This window comes from Pseudomonas sp. CJQ_9 (assembly GCF_043106615.1).
GTDB classification, from domain to species: domain Bacteria; phylum Pseudomonadota; class Gammaproteobacteria; order Pseudomonadales; family Pseudomonadaceae; genus Aquipseudomonas; species Aquipseudomonas juntendi.
The window spans coordinates 1-16,145 of sequence record NZ_JBICMS010000055.1; the positions used below are offsets into that span (position 1 = coordinate 1).

A 16,145-nucleotide genomic window follows, 5' to 3' on the forward strand; every position below is an offset into this window, starting at 1 on the left:
CTCCCACAAGAACAGGGCCGCTTAGGGTTATCCAATCACCTGGAGGCGCAACGGCCTTTCTCCAAATTTGAAAAGCCTGCGCGATTCATTGTGGGAGCGGGCTTGCCCGCGAAGCAGGCGACGCGGTGTCTGGCACCGGCTTCGCCGGTGTTCGCGGGCACGCCCGCTCCCACAAGAACCGTGTCATCTTCGAGTCCGGCATTGCGGCCTTGTGTCGCGATGGGCCGCAAAGCGGCCCCCATTGCACCGATCAGTCAGCCAGACGCCAGGTAGTGGCACCCTTGCTGTCTTCCAGCACCACGCCCATGGCGGTCAGCTGGTCGCGAATGCGGTCGGACTCGGCCCAGTTCTTGTCTGCCCGCGCCTGCAGGCGCGCCTGGATCAGGCCCTCGACCTCGGCCGCGTCGACCTTGCCTTCGGCGCCCGCACGCAGGAAGTCATCGGCGTCCAGCTGCAGCACACCCAGCACATCACCCAGCTCCCGCAGGCGACCGGCCAGGCCGGCAGCAGCGTCTACATCGCTGTCGCGCAGGCGGTTGATCTCACGCACCAGGTCGAACAGCACAGCGCAGGCCTCGGGGGTGCCAAAGTCATCATTCATCGCCACGCTGAAGCGCTCGACAAAGGCCTCGCCGCCCTTGGCCGCCACGCGTGGCAGACCGCGCAAGGCGTGGTAGAAGCGTTCCAGGGCGCCCTTGGCGTCGCGCAGGCTGTCTTCCGAATAGTTGATGGCACTGCGGTAGTGGCTGGCCACCAGCAGGTAGCGAACCACCTCCGGGTGGTACTTCTCGAGCACATCACGGATGGTGAAGAAGTTGTTCAGCGACTTCGACATCTTCTCGCCATTGATACGGATCATGCCGCAGTGCATCCAGGCGTTGGCGTACTGCTTGCCGGTGGCCGCCTCGCTCTGGGCAATCTCGTTCTCGTGGTGCGGGAACTCCAGGTCGCTGCCGCCACCATGAATGTCGAAGCTCTCACCCAGGCAGCAGGTGGACATCACCGAGCACTCGATGTGCCAGCCCGGACGGCCCGGGCCCCATGGCGACTCCCAGCTTGGCTCGCCCGGTTTCACGCCCTTCCACAACACGAAATCGAGCGGGTCTTGCTTGGCCTCGTCGACCTCGATGCGGGCGCCAATGCGCAGGTCTTCGATCTTCTTGCGCGACAACTTGCCGTAGCCCACGAACTTGCCGACGCGGTAGTACACGTCGCCATTGCCCGGCGCGTAGGCATACCCCTTGTCGATCAGGGTCTGGATCATCGCGTGCATGCCGGCGATATGGTCGGTGGCCCGTGGCTCTTGGTCTGGCGGCAGGATGTTCAGGCGGCGCTCGTCTTCGTGCATCGCGTCAATCATGCGCGCCGTCAGGGCGTCGAAGCTTTCGCCGTTCTCGTTGGCCCGGTTGATGATCTTGTCATCGATGTCGGTGATATTGCGCACATAGGTCAGTTCGTAACCGCTCTTGCGCAGCCAGCGGGTGACCAGGTCGAACGCCACCATGCTGCGGCCGTGGCCCAGGTGGCAGTAGTCGTACACGGTCATGCCGCAGACGTACATGCGCACCTTGTTGCCATCCAGCGGCTTGAAGGTTTCCTTGGCTTTGGTCAGGGTGTTGTAGATGGTTAGCACGGCGGTTCCTCAGCTGCCCCAGGAGTCACGCAGGGTGACGGTGCGGTTGAACACCGGGCGGCCCGGCTGGCTGTCTTTCAGGTCGGCGCAGAAGTAGCCTTCGCGCTCGAACTGGAAGCGGTCCTCGGGCTGCGCCTGGGCCAACGACGGCTCGGCACGGCAACCGCTGAGCACTTGCAGCGAGTCGGGGTTGATGTTGTCGAGGAAGCTGCCGCCCTCTTCGGTCTTTTCCGGGTTGGCCGAGCGGAACAGGCGATCGTACAGGCGCACTTCGCACTCGACGCTGCCTTCGGCCGGCACCCAGTGGATCACGCCTTTGACCTTGCGGCCTTCCGGGTTCTTGCCCAGGGTGTCCGGGTCGTACGAGCAATGCAGCTCGACGATGTTGCCGTCGGCGTCCTTGATGGCTTCGTCGGCACGGATCACGTAGCTGCCCCGCAGGCGCACCTCACCGGCTGGCTCGAGGCGCTTGTAGCCCTTGGGCGGCGTTTCCATGAAGTCGTCGCGGTCGATGTACAGCTCGCGGGAGAACGGCAGCACACGCACGCCCATGTCTTCCTTCGGGTGGCGTGGCAGCTCCAGTTGCTCGACCTGGCCCTGCGGGTAGTTGGTAATGACCACCTTCAGCGGGCGCAGCACGCACATGGCACGCGGTGCGGTGCGATCCAGGTCGTCACGGATGCTGAACTCGAGCATCGACATGTCGACCACGCCATCGGACCGGTTGGTGCCGATCATTTCGCAGAAGTTGCGGATCGAGGCTGGGGTGTAGCCACGGCGGCGGAAGCCGGACAAGGTCGACATGCGCGGGTCGTCCCAGGCGTCGACGTGCTTTTCGTCCACCAACTGCTTGAGCTTGCGCTTGGAAGTGATGGTGTAGTTAAGGTTCAGCCGGCTGAACTCGTACTGGCGCGGGTGTGCCGGCACGGGCAGGTTATCGAGGAACCAGTCGTACAGCGGGCGGTGGCCTTCGAATTCCAGGGTGCAGATCGAGTGGGTGATGCCCTCGATGGCGTCCGACTGGCCGTGGGTGAAGTCGTAGTTGGGGTAGATGCACCACTTGTCACCGGTCTGGTGGTGGTGGGCATGGCGGATGCGGTACAGGATCGGATCGCGCAGGTTCATGTTCGGCGAGGCCATGTCGATCTTGGCCCGCAGCACGCGCTCGCCGTCCTGGAATTCACCGGCTTTCATACGGGCGAACAGGTCGAGGTTTTCTTCCACGCTACGGTCGCGGAACGGGCTGTTCTTGCCTGGCTCCTTGAGGTTGCCGCGGTATTCCTTGGCCTGCTCGGGGGTGAGGTCGCAGACATAGGCCTTGCCGCGCTTGATCAGCTCGACCGCCCAGTCGTGCAACTGGTCGAAGTAGTCGGAGGCATAGCGCACATCACCGGCCCAGTCGAAACCCAGCCATTTGACGTCGCGCTGGATGGCGTCGATGTACTCCTGGTCTTCCTTGGCCGGGTTGGTGTCGTCGAAACGCAAGTGACAGGCGCCACCGAATTCCTTGGCCAGGCCGAAGTTGACGCAGATCGACTTGGCGTGACCGATGTGCAGGTAGCCATTGGGCTCCGGCGGGAAGCGGGTGACGATGCTGCTGTGCTTGCCCGAATCCAGGTCGGCCTGGATGATCGGCCGCAGGAAGTTCGCAGGGACAGCGGGGGCGCCTTTGGCAGCGGCGTTGGGCGCGTTGTCGGCAGTGGGCTTGCTCATAGGATCCTTGAATGCACGTGTCCGGCCTGGGTAGGCCGATTGAATCAAAGGGCCTATCATAGCCGAAGCAGTCAAGCTGCCGACAGTCGGGCCCGGATAAACTGGCGTGATTTATCACGGCTTTTTGCCGTGGCGTGGCAAAATGGCCAATGCGCGCCATGTGTCGCGAGCGCCCGAGCCTGCGTCAGGTGTAAGCACGCGCCCTGCGCGCCCTCATTCCCGTATGCCTTGAAAGAGCGAATTTCAGCATGTCCAAAGTCAAACTGAGCACCAACCACGGCGATATCGTCCTGCAACTGAACGCCGAAAAAGCTCCGCAAACTGTTGAGAACTTCGTTCAATACGTCAAAGACGGCCATTTCGACAACACCGTGTTCCACCGTGTGATCAAACGTTTCATGATCCAGGGCGGTGGCTTCGCGCCTGGCATGAGCCAGAAGAAAACCCGCGCCAGCATCCAGAACGAAGCTGACAACGGCCTGAAGAACACCAAGTACAGCATCGCCATGGCCCGCACCATGGAACCGCACTCTGCCTCGGCCCAGTTCTTCATCAACGCTGCCGACAACGACTTCCTCAACCACAGCGGCAAGAATGTGCAGGGCTGGGGCTACGCGGTGTTCGGTGAAGTGATCGAAGGCCGTGAAGTGGTCGATGCCATCGAGAAAGTCGCCACCGGTTCCAAAGCCGGCCACCAGGACGTGCCGAAAGACGACGTGATCATCGAGAAAGCCGAGATCATTGAGTGATTCTGCTGATCTCTGATCTGCACCTGCAAGAAGAACGCCCGGACATTACCCGGGCGTTTCTAGATCTGCTCGATGGCCGCGCGCGCCACGCCCAGGCGCTGTACATTCTTGGCGATTTCTTCGAGGCCTGGATAGGCGACGATGCCATGACGCCGTTCCAGCAGTCGATCTGCCGTGCCCTGCGGCAGCTTGGCGACAGCGGCACGGCCATCTACCTGATGCATGGCAACCGTGACTTCCTGCTTGGCCAGCGTTTCTGCGAGGCGGCCGGCTGCACGTTGCTCGAAGACCCCTGCGTGATCGAGCTGGGCGGTGAGCAGGTATTGCTGATGCACGGCGACACCTTGTGCACCCGCGACGTGGGCTACATGAAAATGCGCCGCCTGCTGCGCAACCCGCTGAGCCTGTGGGTTCTGCGCCACCTGCCGCTGTCGGCTCGCTACAAACTCGCACGCAAGCTGCGCAGCGAAAGCCGCGCCCAGGGGCGGATGAAATCCACTGAAATCGTCGACGTCACGCCAGAGGAAGTGCCCAAGGTAATGGCGGCGCATGGCGTGCGCACCCTGGTGCATGGCCATACCCATCGGCCAGCGATTCACAAGCTGGTCGTGGACGGCCAACCGGCCCGGCGCATCGTGCTGGGCGACTGGGACCGCCGGGGCTGGGCCTTGCAGGTTGACGAGCAAGGGTTTCAGCTGGCGCCGTTCGACTTTTCCTGAAGGCAACGTCGCCGGCAAGCCGGCCCCCAATTCCCACCAGGCCTTCAATACGGTGGGGAGCTTGTGGGCGCTGGCTCGCCGGCGTTCGAGCCAATCGCCTTAGTGCTGTGCCATTGCGCCCTTGTCGGCTTCACTGATCACCACTTCGCGGTACTGCGGGTCAGCCTTGATCTGCGCCTCGGTAAAGGGAATTACCGCCAGCTGCTTGGCCGCAAAGGCCTTGGTCTGGTCACTGGCGTGTGCCGATGCCGCCTCGCTGGACTGCGAAAACGCCAGTAACCCGCGGGCCTCTGGCCCCTTGTCGGTGAAACTGACCAATTGCAGATAACTGGTACCACTGACCACCAGGCGCTTGCCCTGCCCGTGCGGCACACTGTACATCGCGTTGTATACCCCCAAGGCCTGCGGGCCGCCCGGCACCGGCGTGCCATCGAGTGCCTGCTGCACCTGCCCCCACTTCACCTGTGGCGCCAAACCGCTCTCGGCCACCTGCTGCAGTGAGGCCAGTGCCGCCTCGTGCACCCGCTTGCGCACGGCCGCCTGCTCCACGGCCAGCCCGCGCGGGGTGTGTTGCGGGTCAGCCGGGTCGAACGCAACCCGCCAGCTGCCCGGGTGCTCAGCCAAGGCCGTGACCAGGTTGTGGAAATGCACCAGGCCAACGCCGCTCTCGAGGTCGGCCTTGCCATCCCAGTTCGCCAGGCTGGTGCATAGGGCCTGCACGTCTGCACTGGCGCCCTGGCACCATTGCAGCAAGTCCGGCAGCACCAGGCTGGCCAGATAGACTTCGTCGTCAGTGACCATGCGCTGCAGGTCATCGACGCCCAACCGCGCTTTGCCCTGCAAGCGCTGCAGGGCAAAACGGCCGCGCATGCCCAACGGCTGGTCACTGCGGCTGACCAACGGCGAAAACCCGGTCAGGGGCTGCGCCGGGTTGGCCAGCCACGCCGGGTCGTTGGAGTTTTGCACGTAATCGTCGCGCTCAAGGCTTGGCAGCAACCTTGCCGGGAAAATACCCGGTTGTGCCGCCTGTGCATCGACCTTCCACCGGCAGGCGCTGCGTGAGCCGTCCAGCACCACCAGGCTGCCCGGCGCTTGCGGGTTGCTGCAACTGTCGAGCATCTGCTGGTCCACATAAGGCACCACTGACTGGTTCAGGTACAAGGCCCTGCCCGCCTGGTCCACGGCAATGGTGTTGACCCAGGGGATGCCCTGCAATTGCTCGACCGAGCCGCGCATGGCCGCCAGGCTTTCGGCCCGGTTGATCTGGTTCCACTGCTGCAGCACGCGGGTGTTGTCCAGATTAGCGTCACGCAGGCTGTAGGCCGCATGAGCGTCCCAGTCCAGGCGGCCAGGCCATTGCACCACCGGACCGAACTGCGAGCTGTAGACCTCACGCTGTACCTGGCTCAGTCGCCCATCCTCACCCTTGACTGCCACGCTGACGGTTTGCCGGGCCAGCGGCAATGACTCGCCGTCGAGCAGGTAACGGGTCGGGTCCTTGGGATCGAGCTGCAGGCGATAGAGGGTGAAGTGTTTGGAGGTATCGACGGTATGGGTCCACGCCAGGTGTTGATTGAAACCGATGTTGATCAGCGGCAGGCCTGGCAGTGCCGCGCCCATGACATCAAGCTGGCCGGGGATGGTCAAGTGCATCTGGTAGAAGCGCATGCCACCCACCCACGGGAAATGCGGGTTGGCCAGCAACAGGCCATGGCTATTGGCCGAGCGCTGGGCACCCACCGCCACGGCATTGCTGCCACGCTCCGTGGCAAACCGCGCCTGCCGGGCCAGGGCGGTGGCATAGCCGGCGGCCGCGAGCTGGCTGCTTGCCCCTGGCGGATGCGCCCCCGCCAGTGCCTCCACGAACTGCCCAACCCCGCCTTCGGCCAGCAAGCGGCGGGTCAGCTTGACCAGGTCCTGGCTGCTGATCGGCCGCACCCACTCACCCGTTCCGCACTCGGCCGGCAAGCCCTGGCGGCGGCGCTCGGCCAGCGCCCGGTTATAGCCACTGGCATAACCGGCCAGCAGTGCCTGTACCGGCGCCGGCTGCGCCTGGAGGAAAGCGCCGACAGCGGCCGGGCTGTTGAGCCAGGTGAAGAACAGGTCGCTGCTGAGGTTGTCGCGTTGCTCCAGGGTCTTGCCCGTGGCGCCGAAGTACCGCGAGCGCTCGCCATTGACGGTCAACACTTCATTGGCCAGCAGGCACAGGTTGTCCTGGGCGTAGGCATAGCCGACACCGTAGCCCAGGCCGCGCTCGTCCTTGGCCACGATGTGCGGCACGCCGAAGCTGGTGCGGCGGATCTGGGCGCTGGCGTCGGCTGCAGCAGGCTGCGCCGGCGCAGTGGCGCTATAGGCCACCAGGGCGGTCGCCAGGCTGGCGCATGTCATGGGGCGGAACAGTGAAAACACGGGCATTCCTCGGGGTCGCGGGTTATCCCGTTCAGACGAATGGCCAGATGAAAATTTTACGTTTTACAGGGCGATGGAACGTCTTGATGAAAAACAGGCATTTTTTTAACGCGTGCGTTGCAGTTTTTGCGATCTCATTCGTCCTAGTAAGTGAGGCAACCACATTTCGGGTTCGTCCACGAAAAGGAGCATTCACATGTACAACCCGCAACCCTCATTACTGGCTGGGCGCGCCCCAGGCAAGGCGCCCAAGGGACAGGGCGCATTTGCTGACGAACGCACCGGCAACGAGCAGATCCGTGAATTGCTGCGCACCTTCGGCCTGCGCACCAGCCTGATCCGCCTGAAGGTAATCGACGCCCTGCACGCCGCCGACCGCAATGGCCGCAGCATTGGCGTGCGTGGCGTGCATGCGCAACTGGAGCAACTGGATATTCCGCTGTCGTTCCTCAGCGTGCGCGAAGTGCTCAAGCGCCTGTGCAGCGAGGGGGTGATCCAGCTGGGCAGCGACAAGTGCTACAGCCTTGCCCCGCAGGCACGCGCCATACTGGAACAAGTGCCCGCGCGCTGAACGCCTGGCCGGCCAGGCTTGGCCGGCCCGCGCAGGTCAAGGCTTGACCTTGCGCCGCAGGATGCCATTGATCACCACCACCACCACGGCAATGGCGATGGCCAGCATCTGGAACGTCTGTTCACTGATAGTGCCCTGCTTCTGCAGGTGGGACAGGCCCAGCATCAGGCCCAGTACGACCAGTATGATCAGAAGTGAATATTTGAGGCGCTGCACGTGTGTCATCGAAGGTTCCTTGCAACATCAGGGGCAAATGGCTCGCAATGAGCGGCGGCAATGATACAACGGCCACCGGCCCCGGCGCTGCATTTCCTGCTGGGTCAGGCGGTGACAGCCTGAAAGCATGAGACCTCCAAGCACCCATGCCGGAGGCACCGTGTACAAACCCTTGCTCCTCACTTCGCTGTTTTTCTCCCCCTTCTACGTTCATGCCCTGGATACCCAGCAGGTACCCGCCGAGCACTTGCTGGAGCTGGGCCGCGAGCTCGCGACCCACGCCGGCAGCAGCCAATGGCAGCAGCTGTGGCAACGGGTACGCCAGGCCGGCTACCTGGACGGGAACAACAGGCCGGTGAACTTCACCGTGCCCACCACCCGCCTTCCCCGCCTGGCCCGCGAAACCCTGGCCCAGGCCGACCAGGTGCAGGCCGTACGCCAGTCCCAGGCCCTGTACCGACGCAGCTTTGACGGGCAGGTGATCGGCCAGCGTGATGGGCAGCCCTTGCACAGCCTGTGCCTGCTGGTGGATTGGCGAACGTTGCCTGCAGGCATGCGAACCGCGCCGCAAGCCTACCTGCACAGCGCCAGTCTGCTGAGCAGTTTTCCCTGCGACTGAGGGTTGAGCACCCTTCCGTTAAAAACGGCAGTGAGCGAGCGAGAAATCACCCGATGCAGCCTACCGACAACGCCATTTCCTACATCCGCGGATATTGCTGCCTGCAAAACCTGTTCACCGAAACTACAACCGCCAACCCATATGCCGCCTAGCGACACGCCTTGGCTGTCGCACAGAATTTGCTCACACCCTTCGACATAACGCCACGGGTGATCGGGTCGCATATCCCCTTATCCCGAAGGAGCGCCACATGCAAACGCCAGACTTGAGCCAGATCGATATCAGCCAATTGCCCCACTCGTTGCAGGCACTGATCACCTGCATCGGCATCGACAACGCCTACCAGCTGACCTGCGCGTTCGGCGGCAGGCCCAAGTACATCCCCAAGCACCGCGAGCGCACCAAGCTCGCCGACGTACTCCCGCCCGAAGCGCTCGATGCGCTGATAAAGCGCTTTGCCGGGGTAGCCCTGGAGATTCCCAAGGCAGACCACTTCCTGCGCCAACTGCGTAACCAGCAAATCCAGAAAGAAAGCGCCAACGGCCTGTCCCGCAGCCTGCTGGCCAACAAGTACGGCCTGAGCCTGCGCCAGATTGGCAACATCCGCCGCCAGGAGGCGTGCGCCCGCTGAACCCCCCTGCCGCCCAGACCACCCTCGGCGGCGCCAACCCACTAGAAAGAGCATCCCACTATGTCGATAGACAACAGCCTCATTGGCTCGGTCATCAATGCCCTGCCCATGGATCGCATGATCGCCGGCCCCCTGCAAGCCATGGTCCAGGCGCAGGTTACCGCGAGTAAATCGTACGCCGACTTCCTGATGCAGGTATGCATCCAGAACGGCAAGGCCGTGGCCATCCAGTTCGACTATGACGAAACCATCGTCGACGAACAGGGCGAATACAAAGGTGTGGTCAGCAAGACCATGAAGGTGCCGCTGCTGGCGGCCATTACCCACCCGAACATTACCATCGAGGAGGGTAATGTCGAATTCGAGCTGGTCATCAACCAGATGTCGGAGGACGTGACCAGCAAGGACATGAACGCCACTGCAAGCGGCTCGATCGGCTGGGGGCCGTTCAAGCTCAACGTCAGGGGCAGCGTCAGCCACAAATCCACGCAAACCCGCAAAACCGATACCCGCGCCCGCTATGCATTCAATACCACACTCAAACGCCAAGAGCCGCCGGAAGCGGTCATGCGCTTGATCGAGTTCCTCACCGACGCTGCGACCAAACCTACGGTGGTCAAAAACGCCGCCCTGGAAAGCCCAGACCAGATCTCGCAGCGCGATACCCTCAAGAACCCGGCAGCCGACACACCGGGGCTCAAGGTGGAAAACGACAAAGCACCCGGCGCTGCAAACAAACCCACGGACAAAGCTGACAAAAAAGGTTGAACCAAACCTTGATGTTTTTCGCTCACTTCCGCCTGGCCCCTTGATCAGCAACAAGGGGCCATTCTGGCCTGAGGAACCCACGCAATGGACAAGGCCCCCGCGCCCATGACTTCAATCGACCTGCGCGAGATCACTCGCGGCCTGCAAGAAGCCGCCAGTGCCACCAACAGCCTGATCGCGCAGCAGTACATCAACCTGTTCGACCAGTTCTTCGAGTGTGACAGCGAAGCGTTGGGCGCCCCCATGAAAGCCAAGATGGTGGAAGTGGCCATGGACGGCCAGCACATCATGCGTGTACCGCTGTTCGCCCTGGTGTCGCCCAAAGGCCTGGCGCTGGAGCGCATGCAGGTTGACCTGTCGGTGCGTGTCAAAGGCACCGAAGCACAGCCGGCATTACTGCCCACCAGCGAGAACAAGGCCGCCAGCTTCAAGGTCACCATCGGTGGCCAGGGTCGCCAGGGCGACAGCCGAGACCCTGACGAAGTGCAGATCCGCATGCAGTTCCAGGCCAGTGAGCCGCCTGAAGCGCTGAACCGGCTGATCGAGGAGTACACCAGCCTGATCACCCCGGTACGCGCCCCCACCCCGCCACCCTCACCCGACAGCAATGAGTTCATCGACGCGGCCACCGTCCGTTGACGGCGCCGCTGCGTTCAACCTAGAAGTCGCGCTTGTAGAAGATATCCAGGGAGCTGGCCAAACCGCTGGCCGCCTCCAGGTAGACCTTCTTGCTCAACTTGTAACGCAAAGCAATGGTGTTCGCTGGCTCGAACACCCCTACCCCGTAACGAAGGCTCAGCTTCTCGGTGAGGTTGCCACTGGCCACCACGCTGGTGGTATTGCCCGAGCCTTCGGTATCCAGCTGGAAGTCGTCGATGCCCAGGCTGGACGCCAAGCTACCGGTGATACCGGCGCTGCCGGCCAGGCCAAGGCCCAGTGCCGCTTCGGCGAGCATGTTGTTGTCCTCGCCGGAGGTGCCCAACGGCCGCCCCAGCACCAGATAGGACAATGCCTGCTCCTGGCTCATGGCCGGCTCCGAAAACACCTGGCTGGTCGGCTGTTCGGCACTGCCACTCAAGCGAATACCGGCAATCACATCGTCTACCTTGCGGATGGCCTCGATGTCCAGGTAAGGCTGGTCGATCGGCCCGGCGAACAGCAGGCGGGCGCGGCGGATAGTCAGGCGCTGGCCGTAGGCGCGGTAGCGACCATCGGCCAGGCTCAGCTCACCCCGTGTGTCGAGGTTGTCACCGATGTGTACATGGCCAAGCAGGTTGGCGGTAAGGCCAAAGCCGGTGAACGACAGCTTGTCCTGGCCCACTTCGACGTCAATGTCCATGGCCATCGCCATGGGTGGCTTGCCCTCCTCGGTCTGGCGGCCAACGATGACCGTATCGTCCGAGACCTTGACGGTAGAAGGCGGTAATTCGCGCACGGTGATCTTGCCTTTGGGCACCAGCACTTTGCCGGTCACCGCCAGTTTGTCGTCGATCAAACGCAAGGTCAGGTCCGGGGCGACCTCCAGCGTGGCATAGGGCTCCACCGTGATCGGCAGTTGCTGGCCTTGCAAGCGCACGTCCATGCCCAGCGCCTGGCCCCAAGTGAGGTTGCCGCTCAACTGCCCGCGCCCTGCTTCGCCGCTGCGCCAATCGCCTTCCAGGCGCACCTGCTCACCGGCGATCTGCGCCTGCACAGACAGTGCCTGCAGGCTGGCTGGCAGCTCTGCGCCGCTGATTTCGCCGCCACTGAGCGCCAGGTTGCCGTTGACCTGCGGTGCCAGCAAGGTACCCGAGAGCTGGCCGCTGCCATTGAGCTGGCCGGCCAACCGCTCGACCATCGGCACGAAGGGCCGGGCCACCGAGAGGTCCAGGCCCGCCAGGCGGAAATCACCCGACAGTGGCTTGTTCTTGCCCAGCGGGTCGAGCCGGGTGTTGACGTTCAGCTCACCCAGCCGCTCGCCACGGAATACCAGGCGCGTGTCGATACGCCGCGGTGCCAGGGTACTGTCCAGGCGCAGGGCCTGATACGGGAAGTCGATCCAGCGGCCTTTGTCGCGCACGCGCAGGGTGCCGCCACTGGCATCGACCACCACGCTACCCTTGGGGCCACTGGCCGGTATATCCAGGCTGATGTCGGCGTTGAGCAGCCCCTGCCAGGCGAAGTCCTTGGGCAGCCACTGCGCCAGGCTGCCCAGCGGGAACTGCTTGAGGTGGTAGCGCAAGCGCGGCTCCGGCGCCAGGCGTTGGTCATCGCCACACAGGCTGGCCTGGCCAGAGCGCCAGCAGTGGGCACCGAAATCGAGCTGGCCGTTGGCCAGCCGCTGCAACCGCGCCGGGGCCTGCAACTGCCAGTCCTGGCCACCGGCCTGGACTCGCCCGCTGGCCAGTCGCCCGCGCCAGTCGCCCTTGCTCAACTGGCCATCCAGCCCCAGGTCAAGCTTGAGCTGCGGGCCGTTCAGGGCCAGGTTCAGGGCCTGCTGGCGAATGTCACCCTTGCCGCTGGCCTGCAACGTGCCCAGTGCCGTGTCACCCAGGTGAATGCCGGTGGCCTTGAGCTCGACCACCCCACGCTGGGCGCTGTCGAGCTTGGCATCCAGGTTCAGTTGTTGCAGGCGGTTCTCAGCCTGTGCCAGGCGCTGGCCCTGCAACGTCAGGGTGCCTTGCGGCGCCTGCAGCGTGCCGGCGACATCCACGCGCCCCTTGACCTGGCCTTGCAGCCGGGGCCACAGCTGGCCCAGGCGGGGCAAGTCGAGGTCGATGCGCCCGGCCAGGCGCTGCTGCAGGCTGCCACTGCCATTGATACGGTTGTCCCCCAGCTGGATCGCCAGCGCACCCAGTGTCCAGCGCTGCCCGGCCCCTTGTGCCTCGGCCTTGAACACAGCCGGCTGGCCGCGCAAGCGCCCCTTGAGGTCAAGCTGGGCATCCAGGCTCAGCACGTCATCCTTCAGCTCGCCTTTGGTCCGCAATGGCCCCGCAAGGGTGCCAGGCAGCTCGGCCAGCCAGTAGGCCGGGTCGAGTGCAGACAGTTGCAAGTCGACATCCCACGCCAGGGTATCGGCAAAGCGCACTGCAACACTGCCGGCAGCCTTGCCCTGGCCGGCGGTGAGCGCCAATTGTGGCAGCCTGACCTGATCCAGGTCGCCTTCGAAAGGGCTGGCCAGGGTGAACGCCCCTGCCGGGCCGTCAAGATCACCGGCAAAGGTCCCCTGATACTTGCCATCACGGTAATGCACACGGGTATTGAAGCGCTTGAGGGTAACCTGTGGCGGCGTTTCCAGCGGATACAGGCGCAGCCAGGGAAAATCCTGCCAGTCCAGCTGGGCATCGGCGGTCAGGCCTTGCTGCCAGTCTGCCGTGGCTTGCAGCTTGACGCGCTGGGTGTCGCCGGCGGTAAGGTCGAGGGCGTCGAGCCTGGCGCCCTTGCTGTCGACCAGGCCGGACAACGCCAGCGCGATCGGCGATTGTTCTGCGGGCAGGTTGGCGCTACCCGACAGCTGATAGCCCTTGAGCAGGTCGCCTTTGGCTGCCAGATCGAGCTGGTTCAACTGCAAGGTGTCAGGCAAGGAAGCGGCCGGCTTGAACGCTTCGGAACGGATCTGCAACGTCGCAGGCAGGTGCTCGGCCAGGGCCTGCAGCGTGCCGCTCAACGTAGCGTCCAGGTAGCCGCTGCTGGCTCCCGAGAGGTTCAAGGTCTTTTGCAGTTCACCCTCGGCGTTCAACGCCAGCTGCCAGGGCTTGCCCTCTACTGCCGGCAGCTGCAGTTTCGCCTGCAGCGTTGTCGGCCAGTCGCCTTCGGGCTGGATATGGCCTTGCAGGTTCAACAGCAGGTCGTCGCGCTGCAGGTGCAGGCTGTCGATCTGCATCCCGCCGCGGGTCCAGTGCGCTGCAAGCTGCACGTCGCCCAGCAGGTCGCTGCCGTCCAGGCGCAACTGCCCCACCTTCACCTCGCCCAGTTCGATGGCCACCGGCAGGCGCAGTGCCGGCAATTGCAGTGGGCCGCTGTCGGCCGGCTCGGTGCTTGGGGCAAAGGCCATGTCGATGCGCTGTGCCTGCAAGCGGTCGATGCACAAGGTGGCGCGCAGCAGGCAGGCAGGCGACCAGGCCAACTGCGGGGCCTGCAGCTCGACCGTGCTACCGGCGTCGGCCCAGCTCACCCGGCTGGCTTGCCAACTGCCCCCCAGGCGGCCCTGGAAGTCGGTGACCTGCAAACCTGGAACCTTGCCCAGCGCCCAGCGGCTGCCGGCCTCGGTACCCAGCAGCAAGCCTAGGGCCAGGCCCAGGCCCGCCAGTAATCCAGCCAGGCCCAGCAAGGTATATCTGATTACGCGTTTCACAACTCGGGCCCCATGGAAAAGTGCAGGCGAATGCCACCGTCGTCATCCAGCGCCTTGGCCAGGTCCAGGCGCAGCGGCCCCACCGGCGACACCCAGCGCACACCAAAACCGACCCCGGTTTTCAGGCTGGGCAGTTCCAGGTCGTTGAACGAGTTGCCTTGGTCGACGAACGTGGCAAGCCGCCACTTCTCGGTCAGCGAGTACTGGTACTCGACACTGCCGGCCACCAGGTAACGCCCGCCAATACGGTCACCGTCGCTGTTTTCCGGCGACAGGGTCTGGTAGTCGTAACCGCGCACGCTCTGGTCGCCACCGGCAAAGAAGCGCAGCGACGGCGGGATATTGTTCTTGAAACCGTTGGTTGCGCTGCCGCCGAACTGCACGCGGCCAAGCAAGCGGTGGTTGTGGCCCAGGGTGGTCAGGCCCTTGAGCAGCACGTTGCCGTGCAGCAAGTTGGTGTCCGACACCAGCCCTTCCTTGGCCACCTGCACATCGAATTGCAGGCGGTAGCCATTGTGCGGGTCGATGCGGTTGTCACTGCGCAGGAACGAGTAGCTAACGCCGGGCATCAGCAGGTTGCTCAACCCGCTGTCGTCGCCCAGGCGGTACTCTTCGCGTTGGTATTTCAGCGAGATGACCCGTTGCCAACCGCTGGGCAGCTTGCTGTGCCACTCGGGGCCCACCGTCAGCAGCTTGCTGAGGGTGTCGGTACCGGCAAGCTCTTCATTCTGATAGCCGCCGGCAAAGCGCAACTTGTCGGTCAACGGCGGGTCGAGGGGTATGTCGTACCACAACCCCACGTTCTGACGCGGCGCCGACAGCTCGGTTTCCCAGCCATAGCTGTGGCCTTGCGGGTTGACCCAGTGACGGGTCCAGTTGGCCTTGCCGCGCGGCCCGACGTCGGTGGAGTACCCCAGGCCCAGCCCCATGGTGCGGGGTTTGCGGGTTTCCAGGCGCACGTCCACCGGTATGTCTTCCCCCACCGCGGCGGTGGGCGCCGCATCCACGCGTACCCCGTCGAAATAACCGCTCGACTGCAGGTCGTTGTTCAGTTCGGCGATCAGCTCCGAGTCGTACGGGGTACCCGGCTTGAACGACACCATGCGCTGCAGCAGGTCCTCGTCCAGCGGCGTGTCGCCGCCAAAGGTGACTGCGCCAAGGCGGTAGCGCGGGCCACTTTGGTAGACCAGTTCGATATCGGCCACCCCGGCCAGCGGGTCCACCGCCAGGCGCTGGCGGCTGAAGCGCCCGCTGAAAAAGCCGTAACGCGACGCCTGGTTCTGGATCAGCCGCTTGGCATCCTCGTAGGTACCGTGGTTGAGCTGTTCACCCGGGCGCAGCGCCCGGCTGTCGGGTACCCGAAAGGCCTTCATGTCACTGGCCGGGCCCTCGATGCGCACCGTGACGTTGCGCAGCCGAATCGGCTCTCCCGGGTTGATGCTGAGGATCAACTGCGCAGAATGGTCGGCATCGCTGGCAGGCTTGACCTCGCTGTCGATCTGCGCCTGATAGTAGCCAAGTGCCTGCGCGGCTTTGCGCGCCTGCTCCTCTGCACCACGACTGAAGCGCAACAGTGCTTCTTCATCGCGGTCACCCAGTGAGCCTATATAGCCTTCGACATTGGCCTTGAGCGCCTTGTTGGCCGGTTTCACCTGCACCAGCAATTCGCTCTGGCCCCATGCTGCAAAACTGGCCGCCCAGATAACCAGGCCCCAGGTCAATCTTCCTGAATACGTCATGCGGCGAATGCTACCAGACCCGAACGCTCAAGGGAGCCGCCTTGC

At 63.9% G+C, this 16,145-nt stretch carries 13 protein-coding genes; 7 read left to right on the forward strand and 6 right to left on the reverse strand.

The genetic code is table 11. From position 1 onward, the window contains the following. Positions 1–250: 250 nt before the first annotated feature. Both cysS and ACF8SD_RS09960 read right to left on the reverse strand, forming a co-directional pair. A complete protein-coding gene (gene cysS / locus ACF8SD_RS09955; RefSeq protein ID WP_009682157.1) occupies positions 251–1,633 on the reverse strand; it encodes a cysteine--tRNA ligase in 1,383 nt (460 codons plus the stop codon). A gap of 9 nt (positions 1,634–1,642) precedes the next feature. After that, entirely contained in the window at positions 1,643–3,346 is a 1,704-nt protein-coding gene (locus ACF8SD_RS09960; protein ID WP_009682158.1) for a glutamine--tRNA ligase/YqeY domain fusion protein, read from the reverse strand. Between the two features lie 248 nt (positions 3,347–3,594). On the opposite strand from ACF8SD_RS09960, the gene ACF8SD_RS09965 reads away from it, so the two are divergent. Together ACF8SD_RS09965 and ACF8SD_RS09970 are read left to right on the forward strand one after the other, a co-directional pair. Then, positions 3,595–4,095, forward strand: coding sequence for a peptidylprolyl isomerase (locus tag ACF8SD_RS09965; RefSeq protein ID WP_392484828.1), 501 nt, complete (start codon positions 3,595–3,597; stop codon positions 4,093–4,095). Next, positions 4,092–4,814: a UDP-2,3-diacylglucosamine diphosphatase gene (locus ACF8SD_RS09970; RefSeq protein ID WP_392484829.1), complete on the forward strand. Its 723-nt coding sequence runs from the start codon at positions 4,092–4,094 to the stop codon at positions 4,812–4,814. The genes ACF8SD_RS09965 and ACF8SD_RS09970 overlap by 4 nt, the downstream gene beginning before the upstream one ends. 99 nt (positions 4,815–4,913) lie before the next feature. On the opposite strand, the gene ACF8SD_RS09975 is transcribed toward ACF8SD_RS09970, so the two are convergent. After that, positions 4,914–7,223 carry an acylase gene (locus tag ACF8SD_RS09975; RefSeq protein WP_392484830.1) on the reverse strand — a complete coding sequence of 770 codons (2,310 nt, stop codon included), beginning with the start codon at positions 7,221–7,223 and terminating at the stop codon, positions 4,914–4,916. 196 nt (positions 7,224–7,419) lie between these two features. Here ACF8SD_RS09975 and ACF8SD_RS09980 point away from each other — a divergent pair, with 196 nt between their 5' ends. Next, on the forward strand, positions 7,420–7,794 hold the full coding sequence (locus ACF8SD_RS09980) for a fe2+ zn2+ uptake regulation protein (protein ID WP_173889439.1): 375 nt from the start codon (positions 7,420–7,422) through the stop codon (positions 7,792–7,794). Between the two features lie 36 nt (positions 7,795–7,830). Here ACF8SD_RS09980 and ACF8SD_RS09985 read toward each other — a convergent pair whose 3' ends face one another. Next, positions 7,831–8,019 (reverse strand): hypothetical protein, encoded by a 189-nt coding sequence (locus tag ACF8SD_RS09985; protein WP_003248064.1) that lies wholly within the window; start codon positions 8,017–8,019, stop codon positions 7,831–7,833. Positions 8,020–8,170: 151 nt separating this feature from the next. Here ACF8SD_RS09985 and ACF8SD_RS09990 point away from each other — a divergent pair, with 151 nt between their 5' ends. The 4 genes from ACF8SD_RS09990 (at position 8,171) to ACF8SD_RS10005 (ending at position 10,667) form a co-directional block, all read left to right on the forward strand. Further along, positions 8,171–8,629 (forward strand): hypothetical protein, encoded by a 459-nt coding sequence (locus tag ACF8SD_RS09990; protein ID WP_173889440.1) that lies wholly within the window; start codon positions 8,171–8,173, stop codon positions 8,627–8,629. Between the two features lie 250 nt (positions 8,630–8,879). Beyond that, positions 8,880–9,260 (forward strand): Mor transcription activator family protein, encoded by a 381-nt coding sequence (locus tag ACF8SD_RS09995; protein ID WP_029884845.1) that lies wholly within the window; start codon positions 8,880–8,882, stop codon positions 9,258–9,260. A gap of 60 nt (positions 9,261–9,320) precedes the next feature. After that, on the forward strand, positions 9,321–10,028 hold the full coding sequence (locus tag ACF8SD_RS10000; protein WP_054904393.1) for a DUF2589 domain-containing protein: 708 nt from the start codon (positions 9,321–9,323) through the stop codon (positions 10,026–10,028). 84 nt (positions 10,029–10,112) lie between these two features. Then, positions 10,113–10,667 carry a DUF2589 domain-containing protein gene (locus ACF8SD_RS10005; protein WP_009682168.1) on the forward strand — a complete coding sequence of 185 codons (555 nt, stop codon included), beginning with the start codon at positions 10,113–10,115 and terminating at the stop codon, positions 10,665–10,667. Positions 10,668–10,686: 19 nt separating this feature from the next. Here ACF8SD_RS10005 and ACF8SD_RS10010 read toward each other — a convergent pair whose 3' ends face one another. Next, on the reverse strand, positions 10,687–14,361 hold the full coding sequence (locus tag ACF8SD_RS10010) for a translocation/assembly module TamB domain-containing protein (RefSeq protein ID WP_173889442.1): 3,675 nt from the start codon (positions 14,359–14,361) through the stop codon (positions 10,687–10,689). Then, a complete protein-coding gene (locus ACF8SD_RS10015) occupies positions 14,358–16,100 on the reverse strand; it encodes an autotransporter assembly complex family protein (protein ID WP_392484831.1) in 1,743 nt (580 codons plus the stop codon). Before ACF8SD_RS10015 ends, ACF8SD_RS10010 begins: the two co-directional genes overlap by 4 nt. Between the last annotated feature and the right edge of the window lie 45 nt (positions 16,101–16,145).

Coding starts and splice junctions, on each gene's coding strand:
- ACF8SD_RS10015 (WP_392484831.1), bottom strand. CDS start 16,100: ATGACGTATTCAGGAAGATTGACCTGGGGCCTGGTTATCTGGGCGGCC.
- ACF8SD_RS09965 (WP_392484828.1), top strand. CDS start 3,595: ATGTCCAAAGTCAAACTGAGCACCAACCACGGCGATATCGTCCTGCAA.
- ACF8SD_RS10005 (WP_009682168.1), top strand. CDS start 10,113: ATGGACAAGGCCCCCGCGCCCATGACTTCAATCGACCTGCGCGAGATC.
- ACF8SD_RS09985 (WP_003248064.1), bottom strand. CDS start 8,019: ATGACACACGTGCAGCGCCTCAAATATTCACTTCTGATCATACTGGTC.
- ACF8SD_RS09995 (WP_029884845.1), top strand. CDS start 8,880: ATGCAAACGCCAGACTTGAGCCAGATCGATATCAGCCAATTGCCCCAC.
- ACF8SD_RS09960 (WP_009682158.1), bottom strand. CDS start 3,346: ATGAGCAAGCCCACTGCCGACAACGCGCCCAACGCCGCTGCCAAAGGC.
- ACF8SD_RS10000 (WP_054904393.1), top strand. CDS start 9,321: ATGTCGATAGACAACAGCCTCATTGGCTCGGTCATCAATGCCCTGCCC.
- ACF8SD_RS09980 (WP_173889439.1), top strand. CDS start 7,420: ATGTACAACCCGCAACCCTCATTACTGGCTGGGCGCGCCCCAGGCAAG.